The sequence below is a fragment of the Stenotrophomonas ginsengisoli genome (assembly GCF_001431485.1).
GTDB classification, from domain to species: Bacteria; Pseudomonadota; Gammaproteobacteria; order Xanthomonadales; family Xanthomonadaceae; genus Stenotrophomonas; species Stenotrophomonas ginsengisoli.
Window position 1 is genome coordinate 24,467 of sequence record NZ_LDJM01000032.1, and the last position, 20,754, is coordinate 45,220.

Genomic DNA, 20,754 nt, shown 5'->3' on the forward strand with positions numbered 1-20,754 from the left:
TCTTGCCGGAAAGCGCTATGATTCGGCCAAATCAGGCAGAAAGGTGCCGATATGGCTTACCGGACCACCGACGAACTGCTGGCCGATATCGGCCAGGACCTGCGCCAGCTGCGCAAACAGGCCGGGCTGTCCCAGGCCCTGCTGGCGCAGAAGGCCGGGATTTCCGAACGCGCCCTGCGCAATCTGGAGGGCGGGCAGGGCTCGTCCCTGGCCACCTTCATCGGGGTGCTCAAGGCCCTGCGCCAGGACAGCGTGCTCGATGCACTGAGCCGGCCAGCCGAGCCCAGCCCGATGCAGCTGCTGCGTCAGCGCCAACAGTTGCGGGGTGGTCATGGCCAGGGCTGAGCATGTGGATCTGGTCGAGGTGCACTGCTGGGGCCAGCTGGTCGGCGCAGTGGCCCAGGCCCGGCACAGCGATGCCTGCGTGTTCGAATACGACCCGCGCTGGCGCCGCAGCGGCATCGAGCTGTCGCCCCTGCTGCTGCCCACCCGCAACCGCAGCGGGCAGTTCAGCTTTCCCGGCCTGTCGCGGGAAACCTACAAAGGCCTGCCCGGCCTGCTCGCCGATGCCTTGCCCGACCGCTTCGGCAATGCACTGATCGATGCCTGGATGGCCCAGCGCGGCATCCCCGCCAGTGCGATCAGCGTGCTCGACCGTCTGGCCTACATGGGCAGCCGTGGCATGGGGGCGCTGCAGTTCCGCCCGGTGCTGGGCAGCGAGGACACGCCCAGCGTGCCGATCCAGCTGGCCAGCCTGGTCGAGGCGGCCCGGCGTGCGGTCAGTGGCTCGGTGGATGACAGCCATGCGGCGCAGTCGTTGAACCGGATCATCGAGGTCGGCACCTCGGCCGGCGGTGCCCGGGCCAAGGCGGTGATTGGCTGGGACCGCGCGCAGCAGCAGATTGTCTCAGGCCAGTTCGACCTGCCTGACGGTTTCGAGCACTGGCTGCTCAAGTTTGACGGGGTTGGCAGCGATGCCCAGCTCGGGCCTTCGCAGCAGTACGGGCGGATCGAATACGCCTACCACCTGATGGCGCGGGCGGCCGGCATCGAGATGGCTGACTGCCAGCTGCTGGAGGAGGGCGGCCGGGCGCATTTTGTCACCCGCCGCTTCGACCGCCAGGGCAATGCGCGTGCGCACCTGCAGAGCCTGTGCGCGATGGCCCATGTCGATTACAACCTGCAGGCCAGCAATGCCTACGAAACGCTGTTCATCACCGCTGCCGAGCTGGGCCTGGGCGATGCGGCGATGACCCAGCTGCTGCGCCGCATGGTGTTCAACGTGGCCGCGGCCAACAACGATGACCACAGCAAGAACTTCGCCTTCCTGCTGCCGCCGCCGCTTGAAGGGCAGGCGCTGCCGGCCTGGCAGCTGGCCCCGGCCTATGACATCACCTATGCCTTCGACCCGGACAACCAGTGGCTGCGCCAGCACCTGATGAGCGTGAACGGCCGTTTTGCCGGCATCACCCGTGCCGACCTTGCCCGCGTGGCTGACCGCTTCTCCATTGCCGGCCTGCGCGAGGTGATCGACAGCGTCAACGCCGCCGTGCAGCGCTGGCCCGAATTTGCCGGATCAGCGGGGCTGGATCCTGCCGAAACCGTACGCATCGGCGGGCATCTGCAGCGCCTGTGAGCGTTGCCGATGCAGGGCATACGCCGGGCAAGCAGGGGCTGATCTGAACGAATGGTTCATTCAGCCATGTTAGGCTCGAAGGCCGACATGCACTGACATGTCGGTTTTCCGGGCCGTCTGCCATTGCAGCGTGCCCGCTTTTCTGCCGGATGTGGTGGCAACGGCCCTTGCCGTGCCATTGGCGCCTTGATGCGCTCCTTCGATCCCACACCGGGCCACTGCGTGACCCGCCGGCAACTCGTGCGCCCACGTTACGCAGCGTGGGTGTATTCGCGCCTTGCGCAGGACCGCCTTTTGTCTGGCGGTCACTACACAGGAGACACAACACGAATGTCCATGCGTATTGCAGTACTCGGTGCCGGCCCCAGCGGGCTGGCCATGCTTCGCGCCTTCGATTCCCTGCGTCGTCAGGGCCACCCGGTACCCGAGGTGGTCTGTTATGAAAAACAGGCTGACCTGGGCGGGATGTGGAACTACACCTGGCGTACCGGCCTGGATGCCTACGGCGAGCCGGTCCACGGCAGCATGTACCGCTATCTCTGGTCCAACGGGCCGAAGGAAGCACTGGAATTTGCCGACTACAGTTTCGAAGAGCACTTCGGCCGGCCGATCGGCTCCTATCCTCCGCGTGCGGTGCTGCGCGACTACATCATGGGGCGGATCGAACGCAACGGCCTGCGTGGCCAGATCCGCTTCAACATGGCCGTGCACTGGGTCCAGCGTGACCCGCAGACCGGCCGTTTCCAGGTCACCGTGCGCGACCTGAAGGCCGACAGCATGGTCACCGAGCAGTTCGATCACGTGGTGGTGGCCACCGGCCATTTCTCCACACCGCATGCACCGTCGTTTCCGGGCCTGGAGCAATTCCCCGGACGCGTGCTGCATGCACATGACTTTCGTGATGCCTGCGAGTTCACCGACAAGGACCTGCTGCTGGTCGGCAGCAGCTATTCGGCCGAGGACATCGGCACCCAGTGCTACAAATACGGCGCGCGCACGGTCACCTTCAGCTACCGCAGCCGTCCGCTGGGCTACCAGTGGCCGGCTTGTTTCGAGGAAAAGCCGCTGTTGCTGCGCCTTGATGGCAATACCGCCCATTTCATCGATGGCAGCAGCAAGCAGGTCGATGCGGTGGTGCTGTGCACCGGATACCGCCATCATTTCCCGTTCCTGCCCGACGAGTTGACCCTGCGTACCAACAACCGCCTGTATCCGGGCCAGTTGTACAAGGGTGTGGCCTTCATCGATGACCCGGGGCTGATCTACCTGGGCATGCAGGACCAGTACTACACCTTCAACATGTTCGATGCCCAGGCCTGGTTGGCCCGCGACCTGTTGCTGGGGCGTACGCCCTTGCCGGGGCACGCGCAGATGCAGGCCGACAGCCTGCTCTGGCAGCAGCGCGAGCAGGCCTGCAGTTCGGCCGAGCAGGACATCGATTTCCAGGCCGCCTATGTGCGCGACCTGGTCGATGCCACCGATTACCCGGATTTCGGCATCGAGGCTGTGGCGGAGATGTTCAAGCAATGGAAGCGTGACAAGAAGCGCGACATCCTGGGTTACCGCAACCAGCAGTACCGCTCCCTGCTAACCGGCAACCTGGCCCCGGTGCACCACACCCCGTGGATGCTGGCCCTGGATGATTCGCTGCCGGCCTTCCTCGGCAACCGGCCCGAGCACCTGCAGGTGCCCATCGATCAGGACCAGGCCGTCACGGCCTGAGCCCCGTCAGCCCAGGACATCGGCTGCCGCCCAACCGGGCGGCAGCTGGATGTCGACCAAGCGCCAGCGCAAGCCCTGGCGGGCGAAGATGAAGGTGGTGCGGTGGCCGGCCGCATCGGTGCGGCTGGCGCTGAAGCGGCTCAGCGACTCATAGCGCCACTGGACCCCGGCAAAGGGTTCGGGGCTGGCGGGCGGTGCATAGGTGTCCGCACTCTGGGTATGGCCGGTGGCCTTGCGCCAGGTGCCCTGGCCATGCAGCACGGCGCTGATGCCCAGCGGGGTGACCACGCTGTCCACACTGGCCCCGACCAGGCTGCTGGCCCCGGCCAAGGCCAGGCCGCCGAACAGGTTGGACTGGACATCCGCCCCGGCCGCACGTACCAGGCGGTCGGCCAGCTGCGCCTTCAGGTTGACCCGCAGGGCGGGGAAATCGATGTGTTTTTCCAGCTGGGCGGGCGAGCGTTGGGTAATGGCCTTATCAATCCCGCGCATGGCCAGCCACGGGCCGGCGGCCAGCAGGGCGACCAGGCCCAGCAACAGGGCAAGGATCAGGCACAGCCACAGACCGGGTTTGCGCATGGCAGTCACCAACACAGGGAAAGGTTGCCAGCCTGCCGCAAGCGGGCCCTGCGTGCATGAACGTTGCCATCGCCGCTGGGCCAGTCGCAGCCGGTGCGACACAATGCGGGTTTGCTGTTGCGGTTTACACCCCGGGGATGGCCCATGCGCCTGCTGCACACGTCTGATTGGCATCTTGGCCAGCATTTTTTCGGCAAGAGCCGGCAACACGAACATGCCGCCTTCCTGCACTGGCTGCTGGCCCAGGTGCAGCAGCACGCCATTGATGCGGTGATCGTGGCCGGGGATGTGTTCGACACCGCCAGCCCGCCCAGCCATGCGCGCGAGGCCTATCACCAGCTGGTGCTGGACATGCATGACGCCGGCGCGCAGCTGGTGGTGCTGGGCGGCAACCATGATTCGCCGGCAGTGCTGGGCGAGTCACGCCAGCTGCTGGCGCGTCTGCACACCCGGGTGGTGCCGTCCCTGGACGGTGCTGCGGCCGAGCATGTGCTGGCCCTGCGCCGGCGCGACGGCAGCACCGGGGCATTGCTGTGCGCCATTCCCTTCATCCGCGCGCGGGAGGTGCGCCAGTCCCTGCCCGGGCAGGAGGCGGAAGCGGCGCGGCAGGACCTGGTGGCCGGTATTGCCGGCCACTACGCTGCCATCCATGCCGCGGCGGTGGCGCTTCGCGATGAAGAGGGCCTGCAGGTGCCGATCGTGGCCACCGGTCACCTGACCTGTGTCGGGGCAAAGCGCAGCGAATCGGTGCGCGAGATCTACGTCGGCGCGCTGTCGGCATTTCCGGCCGATGCCTTCCCGCCGGCCGACTACATCGCGCTGGGCCATATCCACCGCCCGCTCAAGGTCGGCGGTGCCGAACACATCCGCTACTGCGGCTCGCCCATTGCCCTGGGCTTTGACGAGCTGGACAGCCCCAAGCAGGTGCTGCTGGTGGAGCTGGACGCTGACGGCCTGCAGGCGGTGACGCCCTTGCCGGTGCCGGTATTCCAGCCACTGCGCCGGATCAGCACGCCGTTGGCCGGGCTGGAGCGGGCCCTGGCCGAGGTGGGCGCCGGGCTGCAACCCGGGCAGGTGGCCTGGCTGGAGCTGGAGGTGGTCGATGATGCCTTCCTGCCGGATTTGCCGGCGCGCGTGGCCGCGCTGCTGGAAGGGCTGCCTCTGGAGGTGCTGCGCCTGCGCCGGCGGCGGGCCAGCCAGCCGGCGCTGGCCCCGGCCCTGCAGTCACTCGATGAGCTGGACCCGCAGGAAGTGTTCGCCCGCCGCCTGGCCGCCGAGGACGGGCTGGATGCCGATCAACAGCAGGCCCTGCAGGGCTGCTTTGCCCAGGTGCTGGCCACTGTGCAGGAGGGCGGGGCATGAAGATCCTGTCCCTGCGCCTGCGCAACCTCAATTCGCTCAAGGGCGATACCCACATCGATTTCCGCACGCCGGCCTTTGCCGACGGCCTGTTTGCCATCACCGGGCCGACCGGGGCGGGCAAGTCGACCCTGCTCGATGCGATCTGCCTGGCCATCTACCACCGCACGCCGCGTTTTGATGCCGTCAACGCCAGCACCAATGCGCTGATGACCGAGCACACGGCCGAGTGCATGGCCGAGGTCGAATTCCTGGCCCGTGGCCAGTACTACCGGGCGCGCTGGAGCCAGCGCCGGGCACGCAACAAGGTGGACGGCAAGCTGCAGGCGCCGGAGGTGGAGCTGGCCCGTATCGACCCGGCCGACCCGGACGGGCGCGGGCAGATCCTGGCCGAGAAGGTGCGCGAGAAGGATCCGCTGGTCGAGCAGCTCAGCGGCCTGGATTACCAGCGCTTCACCCGTTCGGTACTGCTGGCCCAGGGCGATTTCTCGGCCTTCCTCACCGCCACCGACAAGGACCGCGCCGGGCTGCTGGAGCAGCTCACCGGTACCGCCGTGTACGGGCAGATCTCGGCCGAAGTGTTCGAACAAGCCAAGCAGCGCCGCCAGGCGCTGGCCGTACTGCAGGCCGAGGCCGCCGGCCTGCCGCCGCTCGGTGATGAGGCGCGCGCCGCGCTGCAGGCCGAACTGGCAGCGCTGCAGCCGCAGTGGGAGGCGGTGCAGGGGCAGCGGCAGGCCATCGAGCGCTGCGTGGCCTGGCGCCAGCAGCTTCAGGCCGCCCACAGTGAACAGCAAGCAGCCGAACTGACCCTGCAGCAGGCCGCAGCGATGCTGGCGGCAACGGCCGATGACCAGGCCGCGCTGGCCGCCGCGGCGCCGGCGGCACGGGCCTGGCCGTTCTGGCAGGCGCGCGAGCAGGCCCGTGGCGATGCCGAGGCGGGCGCGCAGGCCCTGCAGCAGGCCGTGGCCGCCAATGCGTCCGCACTGGCGGCCGAACAACAGGCGGCGGGGATCGGCCTGGCCGTGGCGGCGGCGCAGCAGCGTGCTGCCGAGGCGGCGCAGGCCGCGCAGCAGGCAAGCCAGACGCAGGCCGCCGCAGCCCTGGCGGCCTGCGCCGACGCGGCTGGGCTGGGTACGCTGCTGCCGGTATGGCGGCTGGCGCTGGAGCGCTGGCAGGCCAGCGTGCAATCCGTCGACCAGGCCCGCTGGCGCCAGCAACAGGCTGGCCAGGAGCTGGCCCAGGCGCAGCTGGCCCGCGATCAGGCCGCCCAGGCGCTGGCCATGCACCAGCAGCACGATGCGCAGGCCCGGCAACACTGGCAGGCGCAATCCCGGGCCTTTGCCGACAGTCTGGATGGCCAGTCGTTGGAGGCGCTGACCCTGGCCCGGGAGGCGCTTGCCGAGCAGTACCGCCAGGCCAGCGAACTGCGGCCCCTGCTGGAACAGCAACAACAGCTGCAGACGGCCCTGGCCGAGCTGGGCCGGGGGCTGCCGGCGCGCGAGCAGGCCCAGGCGGCCGCCGCCCAGGCCGAGCAGGCGGCCCACACGGCATTGGCCCAGGCCACCACGCGGCTGGAAGACAAGCAGCAGATCCTGGCCCTGCGCCAGACCGTGGTCGGCCTCAATGCCTGGCGCGACCAGCTGCGCGATGGCCAGCCGTGTCCGCTGTGCGGGGCGCACGAGCACCCGGGCCTGGAAGGTGATGCCGATGCGCAACTGCTGCAGGCCCGTGCCGCCTGTGACCAGGCCCAGGGCGAGGTGCTGGCGGCCACTCGCGCGGTGCAGCAGGCCCAGGCCGGACATGCCGAGGCCCGGGCGCAGAACCAGGCAGTAGATCGCGAACAGCAGCAACATCAACAGACGCTGGCAGCCTTGCAGCAGCGCTTGCACGAGGCGGGCGCGGTGGACCTGCCGACACTGGAAGACACCCTGACCGGCTTGGCCGCCCGCGGCCAGCAGGTGCGCCGGCAGCTCGATGCCGCCAGTGCCGCGCAGGCTGCCCAGCAGCAGGCGGCGCAGGAACTGGAAAAGGCCGGCCTGGCCCTGGAGGCGGCCGGCCAGCGGCTGAGCCTGCAGACCCAGGCCCTCAGCCGGGCCCAGGCATTGGACCAGACCCGGCAACAGGAACTGGCCGCGCTGCAGGCCGCCTGCCAGGACCAGGAACAGGCGCTGGCCGCGCAATGGCCGGCCGGTGTGCTCAATGACGATCCGCTGGCCTGGCTGGATACGCAAGAGCAGGCCTGGCGGCACCATCGCGATTGCGTGGATGCGCTGGGTGTGGCCGAACAGCAGCTGGGCGTGGCCGGCGAGGCGGTGCAGGAGGCCGGTCGCACCCATGCGCAGTGGCAGCAGCGCAGCAGCACGCCGCTGGTCTTGCCCGATGCTGCCGCCTTGCCTTCGTTGCCTCGGTTGCAGGAGCAGTGGCAGGCCGCGCAGCAACAGGCGGCACAGGCCGCGCAGGCGCTGATGGCCGCCGGTGCCCGGCAGCAGGCCGGGGCCGACACCTTGGCACGCAGCCAGCAGGCCCTGGATCAGGCGCTGGCCGAACACGGCTTGGCCGATACGGCCCAGCTGCTGGCCCGGCATCTGCCGGCCGCAGAACAGGCCTTGCGCCAGCAACGGGTGGATGAGGCCAGTCAGTGGCATCTGCGCGCCAGTGCCGAGGCTGCCCAGGCCGGTGCCCGGGTGGTGCAGCTGGCCGACCAGGCACTGAGCCCGTTGCCGCTGGACGGGCTGCTGGCCCAGCAGGCCGAGGTCGATGCCCACTGGCAGGCATTGGCCGAGCGGCGCGGGGTGCTCGATACCCGCCTGGCCGATGACCAGACACGGCGCCAGCTGCTGGGCCAACTGCACCAGCGGATCGCCGCGGCCGATGCCCAGGTCCGGCTGTGGGAGCGGCTCAACGAGCTGATCGGCTCCAGGGAGGGCGACAAGTTCCGCACCTTCGCCCAGGGGCTGACCCTGGACCGGCTGGTGCTGCTGGCCAATGGCCACCTGCAGCGACTGGATGGCGGGCGCTATGCCCTGCAGCGCAGCGACAGTGGCCTGGGCCTGCGTGTGGCCGACAGCTGGCAGGCCGATGTGGTGCGTGATGTGCGCACCCTGTCCGGCGGCGAGAGTTTCCTGGTCTCCCTGGCCCTGGCCCTGGGCCTGTCGGACCTGGTCAGCCATACCACCCGGATCGATTCGTTCTTCCTGGACGAGGGCTTCGGCTCGCTGGACCCGGACGCGCTGGATCTGGCCCTGGATGCCCTGGACGGCCTGAACGCCGAAGGCAAGCTGATCGGGGTGATCAGCCATGTGGAGGCGGTCAAGGAGCGCATTCCGGTGCAGTTGCGTGTGCGCAAGACCCGCGGCCTGGGCCACAGCGTGGTCGTGCTGCCCTGAGTGGGCAGGGCGGGAGCCTCGCCCGGGCACGGCGGGGTGCCTGCCGGATGGCCTGCCGGGCAATGGCCATCCGGTTCGGCCCGCAGCGCTGGGTAGCCCAGCCATGAGCGCTTGATCAACAGACCTGGAATCTGCCCGTTTCCGCTGTCCTGCCCGGCAGGCCGGGGCAGCGGGCGGATGCGGGCGGTTTGCGCGTTCTTGCCTTGAGCGGGGGCGTGTTGCCTGCCCGGCACGATGCTGTGTCGCAACAAAAGTTGTTCTAAATCATGATGATGCGAATGGCAAGTGACCATTGGCAGTTTTTTGTGAACATTTGCGTAACAAATGTGTAATCTCGCGCTCAGGGGCCATTCACTTTCCATGAGCGTGTACACGGCCCTTGTCTTGAGCAGCTGAGTCATTCCTCTTTCGTGGTTGTGATCAACAGGAGTTGTAATGTCGATGAAGCGAAACAAGTTGCGTGATGCGATCGTCGTGTCGCTGGCCGTGGGCAGCATCAGCGTGGCCGGCATGGGCACCGCCCTGGCCCAGGAGGCACCGGCAGACGGCAGCAGCCAGGCGCAGACCCTGGATACGGTCAAGGTCACCGGCACCCGTCTGCAGAGCCAGACCATGACCGCGGCCAGTCCGGTGATGGAAATTGATGCCGAGCAGTTCCGCATCAGCGGTGCGACCAAGGTCGAGGACCTGGTCAACCAGTATCCGCAGCTGGACATGAGCTTTGACAACTTCGCCAACAACGGCGCCACCACCTATGCCACCGCCTCGCTGCGCGGCCTGGGCGCCGGTCGCACCCTGACCCTGGTCAATGGCCGCCGCATGCCGGCCGGCGCGTTTGAAACCACCGACCTGTCGACCATCCCGGCGGCGATGGTCAAGCGCGTTGATGTGCTCACCGGCGGCGCCTCGGCGGTGTACGGTGCCGACGCCGTTGCCGGTGTGGTCAACTTCCAGCTCAATGACGAGTTTGAAGGTGTCAGCGTCAACTACGGCTATTCGGCCTACCAGCACAACAACGAGAACAGCTACATCCAGGGGCTGATGGACAAGGCCGGCTTTGACTATCCCACCGGCAGCTCCGGCCTGGATGGCGTGTCGCGCAATCTGGACCTGGGCGTGGGCGGCTTCTTCGGTGATGGCGGCCATGCCGTGGCCTGGGTGACCTGGCGCGAGAACGAGGCCCTGCTACAGGGCCAGCGCGACTATTCCTCCTGTGCGCTGAGCAACCCGGGTACCGCCTGTGGTGGTTCGGGTACCGCTGACCCGGGCAACTTCCTTGTCGGTGGCACCAAGTGGATGATTGCCGACGGCAACGGCGGTTATGTGCCGGGCCAGCACCTGTACAACTACGCGCCGATCAACTACTACCAGCGCCCGGATACCCGTTACACCGCCGGCTTCATGGCCAAGTACGAAGTGAATGAACACTTCGAGCCGTACATCGAGACCATGTTCGCCAACCGCCAGACCTCGATCCAGATCGCCGAGTCGGGCACCTTCGGTTCGGCCATCACCGTGCCGTGCAGCACCAGCTACATCACCAGCCTGTGTGCCGATGCCGGCATCACCACCGATGACGTGCGCATTGCCATGTACAAGCGCAACGTGGAAGGCGGCCCGCGCATCCAGGACATCGAGACCCAGACCTACCGCATCGTGGCCGGTGTGCGTGGTGCGATCACCGACAACTGGTCCTACGACGCGTCCTACACCTACGGCCGTGCCACCTGGAGCAATGTCGGCCACAACGATTTCCTGTTCAGCCGCATCAACGACGCGGCCATGGGCTGCCCGACCGGCTCGTTCGCCGGCTGTGTCCCGTATGACATCTGGAATGACAACGTCAGCGTCGAGGCCGCCCAGGCCCTGGCAGGCACCAGCTTCCAGAAGCGCGACACCACCTACAAGGCAGTGAACGCCTTCGTCACCGGCGACCTCGGCTTCGGCCTGCCCAGCGCCAATGGCGAAAATGCCGGCCTGGTGCTCGGTTTCGAGCGTCGCGTGAACACCTATCTGCGCCAGTCCGATGCGGATTCGCTGGCCGGCAACTTCGCCGGTGCCGGCGGCGCCGACACCAACCTGAAGGCCGACATCAGTGTCAGCGAACTGTTCATGGAAGCCGCACTGCCGGTGATCGTGGGCGACGGCTTCGTCAGCCGCTGGGACATGGAAGTGGGCTACCGCTATTCGGACTACAGCACTTCCGGAGAAACCAACACCTACAAGTTCGGCACCGCCCTGGAGCTGGACGAAACCGTGCTGGTACGCGGCAGCTGGAACCGCGCCATCCGTGCGCCGAGCCTGAACAACCTGTACTCGCCGGCAAGCATGGGCCTGTGGGGCGGCAATGATCCGTGTGCCGGTGCCACGCCGACCGCTTCGGCTGCTGCCTGTGCCCTGACCGGCGTGAGCGCCGCCCAGTACGGCAACATCCCGGCCAGCCCGGCCGACCAGTACAACGGCTTCTTCGGCGGCAATGCCGCACTGGAACCGGAAACCGCCAACACCTGGACCATCGGCCTGGCCTTCAACCCGATCGAGAACCTGTCCATTGCCCTGGACTACTTCAACATCGAGGTCGAGGACACCATCTCCGAGATCGACCCGGACACCATCCTCAATGCCTGCATCACCGCACAGACCCTGTGTGACCGCATCCGCCGCGATCCGGTGACCGGTGACCTGTGGTCGGGCAACAGCCAGAACGTGGACACCGCCGGCATGGTGTTCAGCCAGATCGGCAACAACGGTGGCATGCGCCGCAGTGGTATCGACCTGAATGTCATCTACGGCTGGAACGCCTTCGGTGGCCGCTTCAACACCACCTTCAACAGCACCTTCATGATGAAGGTGGAGCAGGAGCCGGTGCCGGGCGTGGTCAAGTACGACTGTGCCGGCCTGATCAATCCGTCCTGCGGGGCCAACCCGGAATGGCGTTTTGTCAGCAACCTGAGCTATACGCTGGATCGCTACAGCGTCAATGCCCGCTGGCGTTATGTCGGTTCCAGTGACTACCGCGACGCGCTCACCGGCGCTGCCCTGACCACCGACAAGCTGGTGGCCGGTCATGGCGGGCTGAAGGCTGCCAACTACTTCGATCTGTCCGGCTCGGTCACCCTGAGCGACTGGGTCAGCGTCAGCCTGGGCGTGAACAACCTGTTCGACCGTGAGCCGCCGATGGTCGGTGGTGGTCTGGTGGACAACGGTAACGGCGTTGCCGGCTATGACCAGGCGGGCCGTTACGTGTTTGGCAGCATCAACCTGCGTTTTTGATGTTGATCAAGCAAGCTGCTTGATTGGTTTTGGCGCCTCCTCCCGTACTCTCCCGGGAGGAGATTGCAAGGCGGGCCCAGCCGGGCCCGCCTTCTTTTGTTGTGGCCCGGCAATGCCGGGCCGGCCTGGCTCACGCTGCCGTGGCGCAATCGGCCGGCTGCGCATCAAAGGCGATGCTCAGGCGCTGGCCATCGTGCTGTACCGGCACGGTGCCGTGCCACAGGTAGGAGGGGAACAGGGCCAGCCAGCCGGCCCGGGGAACGATGCAGCGCTGCGCAGGCAGGTCCAGGCCGAGGCTGTGCAATGGCTGGCCCAGCTGCAGGCAGCCGCTGTTGTCGCCAGCGTTGTCCGTATCGGCCACGCTGACGTGGAAGGCCGAACTGAGCCAGCCCTGGCTGTGGATGTGGTTGGCGTGGTGGCCACCGGCCGCCATGGCCACCGACCATGAACCGACAATGCGCAGATCCTGGCGCCGGCGTGACAGGAATGGATGGCGCGGGTCGGCAGGCAGGGAGGCAAGCCATTGGCGCGCTGTGTGGCACAAGGCGGCCTGGGTGGCCTGCAGTACCGGCTCGTCGCGGCCGAACAGGCGCCCACTGGTCTGGCTGCCACGGCGCACGCTCTGCACCAGCGGTTGCCCGCTGCCCTGGTGCAGCTGGCCCAGTTGCAGGCGCAGGGCCGGCAGCAAGGAAGTGATGGGCGGCTGGCCCGGAGCGCTGTGCACCGGCAGGTGGGCCACCAGCCGCTCGTAATCGCACAGCCAGTGGTAGCGGGCATCGCCTTGCAGGCGCCAGACCAGGGACAGCAGGCTCCAGGCCTCCTGGTCGTGCGGGGCACAGGCCAGTGCGCGTTGGGCCAGTTGCCCGGCCTGCTCGATGCACTGGCGGCGCAGGGCCAGCCGGGCGCGGGCGTTGAGCAGGGCAGGATGGCGGGCAAAGCCGCGCTCGGCGCGCTGGTAGGCCAGCTCGGCCTGCGCCAGCTGGTCGGTACTGGCCAGCAGGTTGCCCAGGTACCACTGGGCAAGGCTGTCGTTGCTGTCGTTGAGCAAGGGACGCAATGCCTGCAGGGCCTGGCCGTGTTCGCCCATGTTGTGCAGGAAGCTGACCAGTTCGATGCGCAGTGCCTTGTGTTGCGGTGCCTGGCGCAGGGCCGCCAGCAGCGGGCTGGCCGGGTGCTCGGCAGTGCCCAGCCGTGGTCCATGTTCCCACAGCAGGTTGGCCAGGGTGGTCAGGCCCGGCAGGTATTGCGGGTGGCTGGCGCAGACATCGCGTGCGCAGGCCAGGGCCGGCTCGGGCTGGCCCAGGTCCAGCAGCAGGCCGCTGCGCAGGTCGGCCAGGATGGGTTCGTGCGGCCAGCGCTGCAGGCACTGCTGGACCGTTGCCAGGGCCGGCTGGGCTGCGCCACGTTCGCGCTGCAGGCGGGCCAGGGTCAGGCCGAGGCCGGGCGTGGCGGCAGGTCCGGCCAGCCGCTGCTGCAGGCACTGCTCGGCTGCGCCGAGCAGCCCATGCTGCTGGTACAGGCCGATCAGGGCGTTCACGGCCGTGGCCGGTACCGGTGCCAGATCGTGCAGCAGGAGTAGTTGCTGCAGTGCCAGGGGTTGATCGCCGGCCGCAATGGCCAGCCGGGCCAGCAGCAGGCGGCTGTCGACCGTATGGGCCGGGCAACTGGCGAGCACCCGGCAGGCGGCGGTGGGGCCCTGGTGCGCCTGCAGCCATTGGGCATATTCGATTGCCAGCAGGGGCGCCGCGGTCGGCTGGGCCAGCGCATGGGCGCGCGCATAGGCCTGGCCGGCGGTGCGGCTGTCTCCGCTGGCACTGCAGGCGCGTGCCAACAGCTGCCAGTGTGCGGCCTGGTTGGGTACCTGCGCACACAGCTGACGGGCCAGTACGGCAGCGCTGCCGGCCTGGCCGGCGGCCAGCAGGGCCTGCACCTGGGCCACGTGCTGGCCTTGCCCGGGCGGGGCGCTGGCCAGGCTCATGGCAGCCGCCTGACCCGCACGGCCAGGCCCTGTTCGGTGAGCAGCTGATGGCCTGACAGGGCCGCCTTGCGCACGGTCAGCGGGCTGCCGACCGGCAAGGGGGGGAGCCGGCCTTCGGTGACCAGCCAGCGCTGGCCGTTGTCCAGCTCGATGACCTCCTGCCGGCCTTGCTGGTGTTGCCGATGCAGGCGGGCACTGAGCTGGTCAATCACCACCGGATTGGCGCCATTGCCACCACGCTGGCCAAACTGCGCGGTGGCCTGCTCCTGATAGGCCTGTGCGCTGCTCAGCAGCGGCGGGAACTGCTGGTCATAGCAGGCCAGGCGTGCCGGCGGATCGGTCAGGGCACTGCAGCCCGGGTCATGCGCACTCGCGCTGGCACAGCAGGCCAGCAAGGCGGTGGCGGATGCCAGGCGGCCGATCAGGGCAGGGACAGACAACACGGGGCAATGCGGCATTCCGGCTCCTTGGGGGCAGCGGTGGCTGCCGGATGGGGGAGGGGACAACGGGGGCAATGCGTGATGCGTGATGCGTGATGCGTGATGGTGCCATGGGCAGGGCCTGCTGCGCGCTGCAACTGCCGCTGCATGGCGTGGCCGCGGGCCTCAGCGGGCCAGTTGGTCCATCAGCTGGCCCATGCCGTCGCCGGGTAGCCACAGGGCATGCCGGGCCCGGCTCATGGCCTGGTACACCGCACGTGCCGGATGCAGCTGGCGCTGCGCCACGCTGCTGTCAAAACAGCACGGGGCCAGGGTCACCACGTCCGCTTCCAGGTTCTTGGCGTGTTCGACCAGGCCGAACAACAGCTCGGCCTGGTCGGTGTCGGCATGGCGGGCAAGCAGGGCATCCAGCTCGCTGCCGCTCCAGCCCTGCTGGATCCGCTCGCGCAGGGCGTGCTGGCCGGCCTGTGCAAGACGCTCGGCCGTGGCTTGCCAGTGCTGGCTGATCCGCGCCTGGTGCTGGCGCTGCTGGTCGATGAGGGCCAGGGCGTGCTGGCGGACCTGGCGGGCCGTGGCTGGCAGCAGGGCCAGCGTTGCCGTGCCGGTATCCAGCTGCAGCAGGCTGTCGAGCAGGGCGGAAGGGTCGCCGAACACACGCAGGCCCGCCTCGGGGGTGGCCGTCCCGGGGGCATACGGCCGGCGCGCGGTGATGTGGCCGCGTGCGGCGGCAAACTCCACTGCCAGCGGGTCGTTGCCGGCCAGGGTCAGGGTGGTGTTGACCAACTGCTCGATGCCGTTGCCGATGCGCACCGACTGGCCCATCCACAGCTGCTGGGTGCCGCTGATCGGCCGTGGCCGGCCGCGCAGGCACTGGTTGGGGTCGCCCAGCTGCACGCAGCCACCGGCATAACGCGAGAACAGGTACTGCCAGGCCGGCTGCAGGTCGTGCGCCTCGTCGATGATCAAGGTGCCGTAGCTGTCGGGAATCTGCGCACCGGTGAGCATCAGCCACTTGGCCAGGTGCACGATGTCCACGCTGAGCAGGTGGCCCTGGCGCGCATGGCGCACGAACATCTGCTCCCAGATGCGCTGGCAGCTGGCCAGCAGGCTGGCGGCCAGCGGTCCGGAGCCATTGGCATGGGCCTGCACATCACGCAGGGCCAGCAGTGGCGAAGGGCTGTGGCACCAGCGTTTGATGATGCGCTGGCACAGGCCCATCACCTGGGCCGGGCTGTACGGGCCGCAGCCGGCAATGCCCAGGATCTGCGCCTGCTCGTGGGCCGGATAGGTGGACTGCACCCAGCGCGGCACATGGCCCAGCTGCAGGCGCCGCGCATTGAGCCGGGCCAGTTCATGGGCCAGTGCCCACAGGTGCATGGCGCGTACCGGGTTGCCACTGGCACGTGCGGCCTGCTCGAAACCGAACAGGTGGCCCTGGCTGGGGGCGATATAGGTGAAGGTGGTGCTCAGCACCGCGGTCATGGTGTGGATCAGGTGGGTCTTGCCGGTGCCGGCATAGGCGTGCACCTGGACATGCTCGCCGTCGATGGCACCGATCACCGAGGCCACCACCTGCTGTTCGCGGGTGCCCTGGGTATCGATGCGCCGGCGCGGCAGGCGCTGGGCCAGCAACGGATCATCGTGTTCGGGCGCATCTGCCGGGGCTGAGCCCAGGCGGATGGCAAACGGCTGCAGGCGGCCCTGGCAGGTCTGTTGGAAGCCTACGTCGTAACGCCCGTCCTCGCCGCGCCAGGCCTGGCGGTACATCAGTTCATCCGGTGCGTAGGTGATGGCCTGGCTGGCCAGCTCGCGGCGGATGGCGGCCGCGCTGTGGTCGCCCATGCCGGTGCGTGCCTGCAGCAGTGCTTGCTGCCCCTGCTGCAGGTTGCCGGCAAACAGGGCTTCGGCCTGGATCAGCAGGGCCTGCAGGGTGGCCGCTGGCATCGGCTTGCCCAGCTGGGTGATCGCCGCGTACAGCGCGGCACACGCCACCGGCAGTGCCGGCAGGCGGGCATCATCAAAGAACGCGGCGGCCTCGGCGGCACTGACCGGCAGGTAGAAGGGGGTAATCGGGCCGTCTTGCATCGGCCCATGATAGTCGTCGCGGGACGCAGCCGGACGCAGTGCACGTTTTGGATGATGCATTGCTGCCGTACAGGTGGGCAGGGGGTAGCTTGGGCTTTCCCGGATTCCAAGGAGTTGGATATGTTGAAGTGCTCGCTGGTCTGTTTGTTGCTGCTCGCTCCACTGGCGCACGCCGCCCCACCCAGTGACCAGCAGGTGCGGCAATTGTTGCAGGCCAGCCAGGTCCGGGCCGGGCTGGACAGCTACATGGCCGCATTCGAGCAAAACAGCCTGGCCGCATTGCAGCGCTCGATGCCCGAGCTGATGGTCGATGCGCAGTCACGCCAGCAGATGCAGGCGATGGTGGACGAGACCGCACAACAGGTGCGCAAACATCTGGACTGGCAGGTGCTGGAGCCGCGCTACATCCACATTTACCAGCAGGTGATGACCGCCACCGAGGTGGAGGCCATGACCCGTTTCTACCTCTCGCCGGAGGGCGCCAGTGCGATGGCCAAGATGCCGCAACTGATGGCCCTGAGCCAGGAAATGGTCTATGAGATGGTTGGTGAAATGATGCGCAAGCAGCATTCACTGCCGCCGCGCGGCCCGGCGCCGGTTCAAGCCCCTATGATTGAGGCTCCTGTTGTCGATGTCCCCTGAGTGCATACGCGCAGCCTGAGACGGTGCCTCCGGGCGCGTTTGCGTGGCGTCGATGCGGGCTCAGAACTCCAGGTCCAGTGCCGCGCACAGGTAGTCCAGAAACGGTGCCAGCGCGGTGTAGTCGGCCACCAGGGTCTGGCGCAGGGTAGCGCTGCACATCTGGGCGTCGCTCAAGGGGCGCGAATAGACCCAGTTGCGTTGTTTGAGGTCCTCGATGAACTCGTGGTCGGCCGGGTAGCCGCGCGGCGGGCGCTGCAGCTTTTCCTCGCTTTCCATGACAAAGCGCGAGGTGATGGCTGGGTCATGCGCGGCCCGGCGCCAGGTGGCCGGGTTGTCGAAAATGAACTGACGCACCTTCTGCAGATTGGCCGGCTCCGGATGCCACAGGCCGCCGCCGAGGAAGCAGTTGCCCGGCTGCATGTGCAGGTAGAACAGCGGCACGATCTGCATGCGCCGGCGCTCGTGGTAGAAGCGGCAGCCCTGCCAGCCCTTGTAGGGCGACTTGTCGTGGGAAAAGCGCGCATCGCGCTGGATCCGGTACAGCGAGCCGCCCACGGTGCGCGGGTCGGCGCGAAAATGCGGGCTGATCGCCTCGATGTCCGGGGCGATGTCGCTGATCAGCTGCAGGAATGGCTGGCGTACATGCTTCTCGTACTCGTGCTTGTGCTCGTTGAACCAGGCCTTGTTGTTGTTGGCCGCCAGGCGCTGCAGGAAGGCCAGGCTGGCCGGGCTGAAGTAGCTGCTCACAGGCTGGCCTCCAGCTGCTCGCCCCAGTTGTGCAGGGCATCAAGCAACTCCTGTTTGCCGGCATCGGCGGCATGTTGTTCGCGCAGCTGGGCAATTTCGCTGCGGTAGCTGTCCAGCGAGTACTCGCTGTTCTCACCGGTGGTCAGACGCTGGCGGCGCCAGTGATTCCAGGCCTCGCGCTGCGCCGCATCCAGGCTGTCGGGATGGTTGCGGGCCTGGTAGCGCGTGACCAAGGTCTTGAGCCGGGCATCGCGCAGGCGCAGGGAAAACTCCCCCAGCGCCTGCGGCGGGCAGCTGCGCACGGCGCTGAGCAGGGCGCGGTCGCCTTCGGCCAGGAAGCCGTCATACAGGCCGCCATCGGCATCGCCGGGCGGCAGGGCCTGCTTGGCGGCATACACACGGCGCACCTTCTCGGCAATGGCCGGCAGGTGCGGGGCCAGCTGGTCGATACGGGCCTGTACCTGGGCCGGGTCGATCTGCAGGCGGGCAAAATCGGGGCCGCGCAGGTGGGCCCACTGGATCAGGGCCGGGCACTTGTTGCTGTGCACTTCCTTCAGACCGATGCGCGACACGCCTTCGGGCAGGTCCTCGCGGCGGCAGAACACCCGCGCGGCAATCGTCTCGGGGTCCAGGTCGATCAGCGCCTGCGGGTCTTCGTCCAGGTCCAGTACGATGACCCGGGTCTGGATCTGCGGGTGCAGGGTGATCGGCAGTACCGGCGCGGCGCACAGGCGGCTGGCCGGGTAGCGCATGGAGATGTGCAGCAGCGGCTGGGCCGCGGTGACATTGAGCAGGCTGGCCACATGGCGCTTGTCACGCAGTTTCAGGGCGTGCTCCCACAACCGTGGCTGGTGGGTCTTGAACAGGCGGGCCAGGGCAATGGTGGCATGCACATCGCTCAGTGCCTCGTGGGCATCGCCCACGCGCACGCCGTTTGCCTCGGCCAGATGTTCGAGCTTGAAGGAGGTGCCGCCGCCATCTTCGCGTTGCGGCCAGATGATGCCGTCCGGACGCAGGGCGTGCATCAGGCGCAGCATGTCCAGCAGGTCCCAGCGGCTGTTGCCGCCGCGCCATTCGCGCTCGTAGGGGTCAAAGAAATTGCGGAACAGGCCGTGGCGGATGAACTCGTCATCAAAGCGCAGGGTGTTGTAGCCCAGCGAGCAGGTGCGCGGCACGCTCATCAGGTCGCTGATGCGGGCAAAGGCCTCGGCCTCGCTCACGCCCTGGGCCTGGGCATGCTGCGGGGTGATGCCGGTGATCAGGGTGGCGATGGGCGAGGGCAGCAGGTCATCGGCCGGGCGCACGTAGAAGCTGTGCTCCTCCAATACGTTCAGGTCGGCATCGGTGCGCACCGCGGCAAACTGGGCAATACGCGTGCGGCGCGGGTCCTGGCCGAAGGTTTCCAGGTCGTAGAACAGGAAACTGTCCTGGTTCATGCATCATCCCCTGCGGGTCATGTGTAAAAACGCCGGCGTGGGCGCCGGCGTATCGGGAGCAGCTCAGTCGCGCGGGCCCTGGCGTGGCACGTAGGAAAGTGCGTTCTGGTAGGCCGCCTCCAGTTCCTCGCGTGAACCCACGTCGATGCCCATGGCGCGCACGCGGCCATCCTTCAGGCTGTAGACCCAGCCGTGCACCATCAGCTTCTGGCCGCGGTCCCAGGCGTCATTGACGATGGTGGTGCGGCAGACATTGGCCACCTGTTCGATCACATTGAGTTCGCACAGGCGCGCATGGCGCATGGCCGGGTCTTCAATGGCATTGAGCAGGTCGGCATGCTTGAGCTTCACATCGGCCACGTGCTGCAGCCACAGGTCGGCCAGGCCGACGCGGTTGCCGTGCAGGGCGGTGTGCACGCCCGAGCAGCCGTAATGGCCGACGATCAGGATGTGCTTGACCTTGAGCAGGTCCACCGCGAACTGGATCACGCTCAGGCAGTTCAGGTCGGTCTGCACCACCACATTGGCGACGTTGCGGTGGACAAACACCTCGCCCGGGGCCAGGCCGGTGATCTGGTTGGCCGGTACGCGTGAATCGGAGCAACCGATCCACAGGTATTCGGGCGACTGTTGCTTGGACAGGCGTTCGAAGAACGTCGGGTCCTCCTGGGCGATGCGGTCGGCCCATTCGGCGTTGTTCTTGAGCAGTTGCTGGATCTGGATCATCGAAGGTTCCCTGGGGATGGTCACTGGCGCAGTCGCCGCGCAGACGCGGTGGCTCCGTCGGGAAGGTGGATCAGGCGCGGGCGCCCAGTTGCTGGATCATCAGGGCAACCAGGGTGTCCTCGTCGTCGGCCTGCGGCGGGCGCAGTTCAGCCAGCGAGAAGCCGCGCGCCAGCGCGTCTTCCTCGTCCAGCCCGTCATAGGCGACGAATTCGGCATCGAACAACATCGCCCGGGCGGTGTCCTCGCTGTCGTAATTCAGGGTGTTGCCGTCGCTGTCCAGCACCTCGGCGGTGCCGGCCTCGCGTATGCGCAGGCGGGCCCAGATCAGGGTGCGGCCGAGGCTGGCCAGCCACCATTGGTCGGGCGTGGAAAGGATGTCAGTCATGCAGATACCTGTGAAAACAGCCAGAACGCGGCGGCCAGTGCCGCCCCGCCCAGCAGGGTAAGCAGTGCCAGCCGGGCCGGTGCGGCCAGCCCGGACAGCGAGCGGTCGGCCAGTGCGCGGTCATCGCGGCGCAACAGCCAGCCCAGCGGCTGGCGGCCAAGGAAGGCGCCGGGCCCGAACTGCGCATGCAGCCCGGGGTGGCGGTCGCGCAGGTGGATCAGGGTCAGCGGCCAGAAGATGACAAAGGCCGAGAAGCCGGCAATGGCCACCCCGACAAAGCACAGGGCCAGGAACAGGATCATTGGGCGAGGAACGAGGGAGCAGGAGTGAGCAACGAGAGAAAGGCGCTGTGGTGCGCTG

General features: G+C 67.7%; 16 protein-coding genes. 7 read left to right on the plus strand and 9 right to left on the minus strand.

From position 1 onward, the window contains the following. The first annotated feature begins 51 nt into the window (after positions 1 to 51). From ABB30_RS12195 to ABB30_RS12205, 3 genes are all read left to right on the plus strand, one after another. Entirely contained in the window at positions 52 to 345 is a 294-nt protein-coding gene (locus tag ABB30_RS12195; protein WP_057638594.1) for a helix-turn-helix domain-containing protein, read from the plus strand. Beyond that, positions 332 to 1,636, plus strand: coding sequence for a type II toxin-antitoxin system HipA family toxin (locus tag ABB30_RS12200; protein WP_057638595.1), 1,305 nt, complete (start codon positions 332 to 334; stop codon positions 1,634 to 1,636). Before ABB30_RS12195 ends, ABB30_RS12200 begins: the two co-directional genes overlap by 14 nt. Before the next feature lie 330 nt (positions 1,637 to 1,966). Continuing rightward, on the plus strand, positions 1,967 to 3,358 hold the full coding sequence (locus ABB30_RS12205; RefSeq protein ID WP_057638596.1) for an NAD(P)-binding domain-containing protein: 1,392 nt from the start codon (positions 1,967 to 1,969) through the stop codon (positions 3,356 to 3,358). A 6-nt stretch (positions 3,359 to 3,364) separates the two neighbouring features. On the opposite strand, the gene ABB30_RS12210 is transcribed toward ABB30_RS12205, so the two are convergent. Continuing rightward, entirely contained in the window at positions 3,365 to 3,937 is a 573-nt protein-coding gene (locus ABB30_RS12210) for a DUF2939 domain-containing protein (RefSeq protein ID WP_057638597.1), read from the minus strand. Positions 3,938 to 4,081: 144 nt separating this feature from the next. Between ABB30_RS12210 and sbcD the strand changes: the two genes are divergently transcribed. The 3 genes from sbcD (at position 4,082) to ABB30_RS12225 (ending at position 11,955) form a co-directional block, all read left to right on the plus strand. Then, entirely contained in the window at positions 4,082 to 5,299 is a 1,218-nt protein-coding gene (sbcD, locus tag ABB30_RS12215; RefSeq protein WP_057638598.1) for an exonuclease subunit SbcD, read from the plus strand. Further along, positions 5,296 to 8,682 (plus strand): AAA family ATPase, encoded by a 3,387-nt coding sequence (locus ABB30_RS12220; protein WP_057638599.1) that lies wholly within the window; start codon positions 5,296 to 5,298, stop codon positions 8,680 to 8,682. The genes sbcD and ABB30_RS12220 overlap by 4 nt, the downstream gene beginning before the upstream one ends. A 435-nt stretch (positions 8,683 to 9,117) precedes the next feature. Next, positions 9,118 to 11,955 (plus strand): TonB-dependent receptor domain-containing protein, encoded by a 2,838-nt coding sequence (locus tag ABB30_RS12225; protein ID WP_057638600.1) that lies wholly within the window; start codon positions 9,118 to 9,120, stop codon positions 11,953 to 11,955. Between the two features lie 130 nt (positions 11,956 to 12,085). On the opposite strand, the gene ABB30_RS12230 is transcribed toward ABB30_RS12225, so the two are convergent. The 3 genes from ABB30_RS12230 to ABB30_RS12240 all read right to left on the minus strand — a co-directional run bounded on the left by ABB30_RS12230 (position 12,086) and on the right by ABB30_RS12240 (position 16,458). After that, entirely contained in the window at positions 12,086 to 13,933 is a 1,848-nt protein-coding gene (locus tag ABB30_RS12230) for a putative 2OG-Fe(II) oxygenase (protein ID WP_057638601.1), read from the minus strand. Continuing rightward, on the minus strand, positions 13,930 to 14,376 hold the full coding sequence (locus ABB30_RS12235) for a hypothetical protein (RefSeq protein ID WP_152980729.1): 447 nt from the start codon (positions 14,374 to 14,376) through the stop codon (positions 13,930 to 13,932). Before ABB30_RS12235 ends, ABB30_RS12230 begins: the two co-directional genes overlap by 4 nt. A 162-nt stretch (positions 14,377 to 14,538) precedes the next feature. After that, a complete protein-coding gene (locus ABB30_RS12240; RefSeq protein ID WP_057638603.1) occupies positions 14,539 to 16,458 on the minus strand; it encodes a DEAD/DEAH box helicase in 1,920 nt (639 codons plus the stop codon). A 120-nt stretch (positions 16,459 to 16,578) separates the two neighbouring features. Here ABB30_RS12240 and ABB30_RS12245 point away from each other — a divergent pair, with 120 nt between their 5' ends. Next, positions 16,579 to 17,100: a DUF2059 domain-containing protein gene (locus ABB30_RS12245; RefSeq protein ID WP_057638604.1), complete on the plus strand. Its 522-nt coding sequence runs from the start codon at positions 16,579 to 16,581 to the stop codon at positions 17,098 to 17,100. A gap of 60 nt (positions 17,101 to 17,160) precedes the next feature. Here the strand turns inward: ABB30_RS12245 and ABB30_RS12250 are convergent, their stop codons facing one another. The 5 genes from ABB30_RS12250 to ABB30_RS12270 form a co-directional block, all read right to left on the minus strand. Beyond that, entirely contained in the window at positions 17,161 to 17,847 is a 687-nt protein-coding gene (locus ABB30_RS12250; RefSeq protein ID WP_057638605.1) for a DUF2461 domain-containing protein, read from the minus strand. Further along, positions 17,844 to 19,283, minus strand: a complete 1,440-nt coding sequence (gene sbcB / locus ABB30_RS12255; protein WP_057638606.1) for an exodeoxyribonuclease I — start codon at positions 19,281 to 19,283, stop codon at positions 17,844 to 17,846. Before sbcB ends, ABB30_RS12250 begins: the two co-directional genes overlap by 4 nt. Positions 19,284 to 19,346: 63 nt before the next feature. Further along, positions 19,347 to 20,009, minus strand: a complete 663-nt coding sequence (gene can / locus ABB30_RS12260; RefSeq protein ID WP_057638607.1) for a carbonate dehydratase — start codon at positions 20,007 to 20,009, stop codon at positions 19,347 to 19,349. A 70-nt stretch (positions 20,010 to 20,079) separates the two neighbouring features. Beyond that, a complete protein-coding gene (locus ABB30_RS12265; RefSeq protein ID WP_057638608.1) occupies positions 20,080 to 20,394 on the minus strand; it encodes a hypothetical protein in 315 nt (104 codons plus the stop codon). Then, entirely contained in the window at positions 20,391 to 20,696 is a 306-nt protein-coding gene (locus ABB30_RS12270) for a hypothetical protein (RefSeq protein WP_057638609.1), read from the minus strand. The genes ABB30_RS12265 and ABB30_RS12270 overlap by 4 nt, the downstream gene beginning before the upstream one ends. Positions 20,697 to 20,754 lie beyond the last annotated feature (58 nt).

Excerpts from the sequence above, each read along its gene's own strand:
- ABB30_RS12195 (WP_057638594.1), top strand. The coding sequence starts at position 52 with ATGGCTTACCGGACCACCGACGAACTGCTGGCCGATATCGGCCAGGAC.
- ABB30_RS12200 (WP_057638595.1), top strand. The coding sequence starts at position 332 with ATGGCCAGGGCTGAGCATGTGGATCTGGTCGAGGTGCACTGCTGGGGC.
- ABB30_RS12205 (WP_057638596.1), top strand. The coding sequence starts at position 1,967 with ATGTCCATGCGTATTGCAGTACTCGGTGCCGGCCCCAGCGGGCTGGCC.
- ABB30_RS12210 (WP_057638597.1), bottom strand. The coding sequence starts at position 3,937 with ATGCGCAAACCCGGTCTGTGGCTGTGCCTGATCCTTGCCCTGTTGCTG.
- sbcD (WP_057638598.1), top strand. The coding sequence starts at position 4,082 with ATGCGCCTGCTGCACACGTCTGATTGGCATCTTGGCCAGCATTTTTTC.
- ABB30_RS12220 (WP_057638599.1), top strand. The coding sequence starts at position 5,296 with ATGAAGATCCTGTCCCTGCGCCTGCGCAACCTCAATTCGCTCAAGGGC.
- ABB30_RS12225 (WP_057638600.1), top strand. The coding sequence starts at position 9,118 with ATGTCGATGAAGCGAAACAAGTTGCGTGATGCGATCGTCGTGTCGCTG.
- ABB30_RS12230 (WP_057638601.1), bottom strand. The coding sequence starts at position 13,933 with ATGAGCCTGGCCAGCGCCCCGCCCGGGCAAGGCCAGCACGTGGCCCAG.
- ABB30_RS12240 (WP_057638603.1), bottom strand. The coding sequence starts at position 16,458 with ATGCAAGACGGCCCGATTACCCCCTTCTACCTGCCGGTCAGTGCCGCC.
- ABB30_RS12245 (WP_057638604.1), top strand. The coding sequence starts at position 16,579 with ATGTTGAAGTGCTCGCTGGTCTGTTTGTTGCTGCTCGCTCCACTGGCG.
- sbcB (WP_057638606.1), bottom strand. The coding sequence starts at position 19,283 with ATGAACCAGGACAGTTTCCTGTTCTACGACCTGGAAACCTTCGGCCAG.
- can (WP_057638607.1), bottom strand. The coding sequence starts at position 20,009 with ATGATCCAGATCCAGCAACTGCTCAAGAACAACGCCGAATGGGCCGAC.
- ABB30_RS12265 (WP_057638608.1), bottom strand. The coding sequence starts at position 20,394 with ATGACTGACATCCTTTCCACGCCCGACCAATGGTGGCTGGCCAGCCTC.
- ABB30_RS12270 (WP_057638609.1), bottom strand. The coding sequence starts at position 20,696 with ATGATCCTGTTCCTGGCCCTGTGCTTTGTCGGGGTGGCCATTGCCGGC.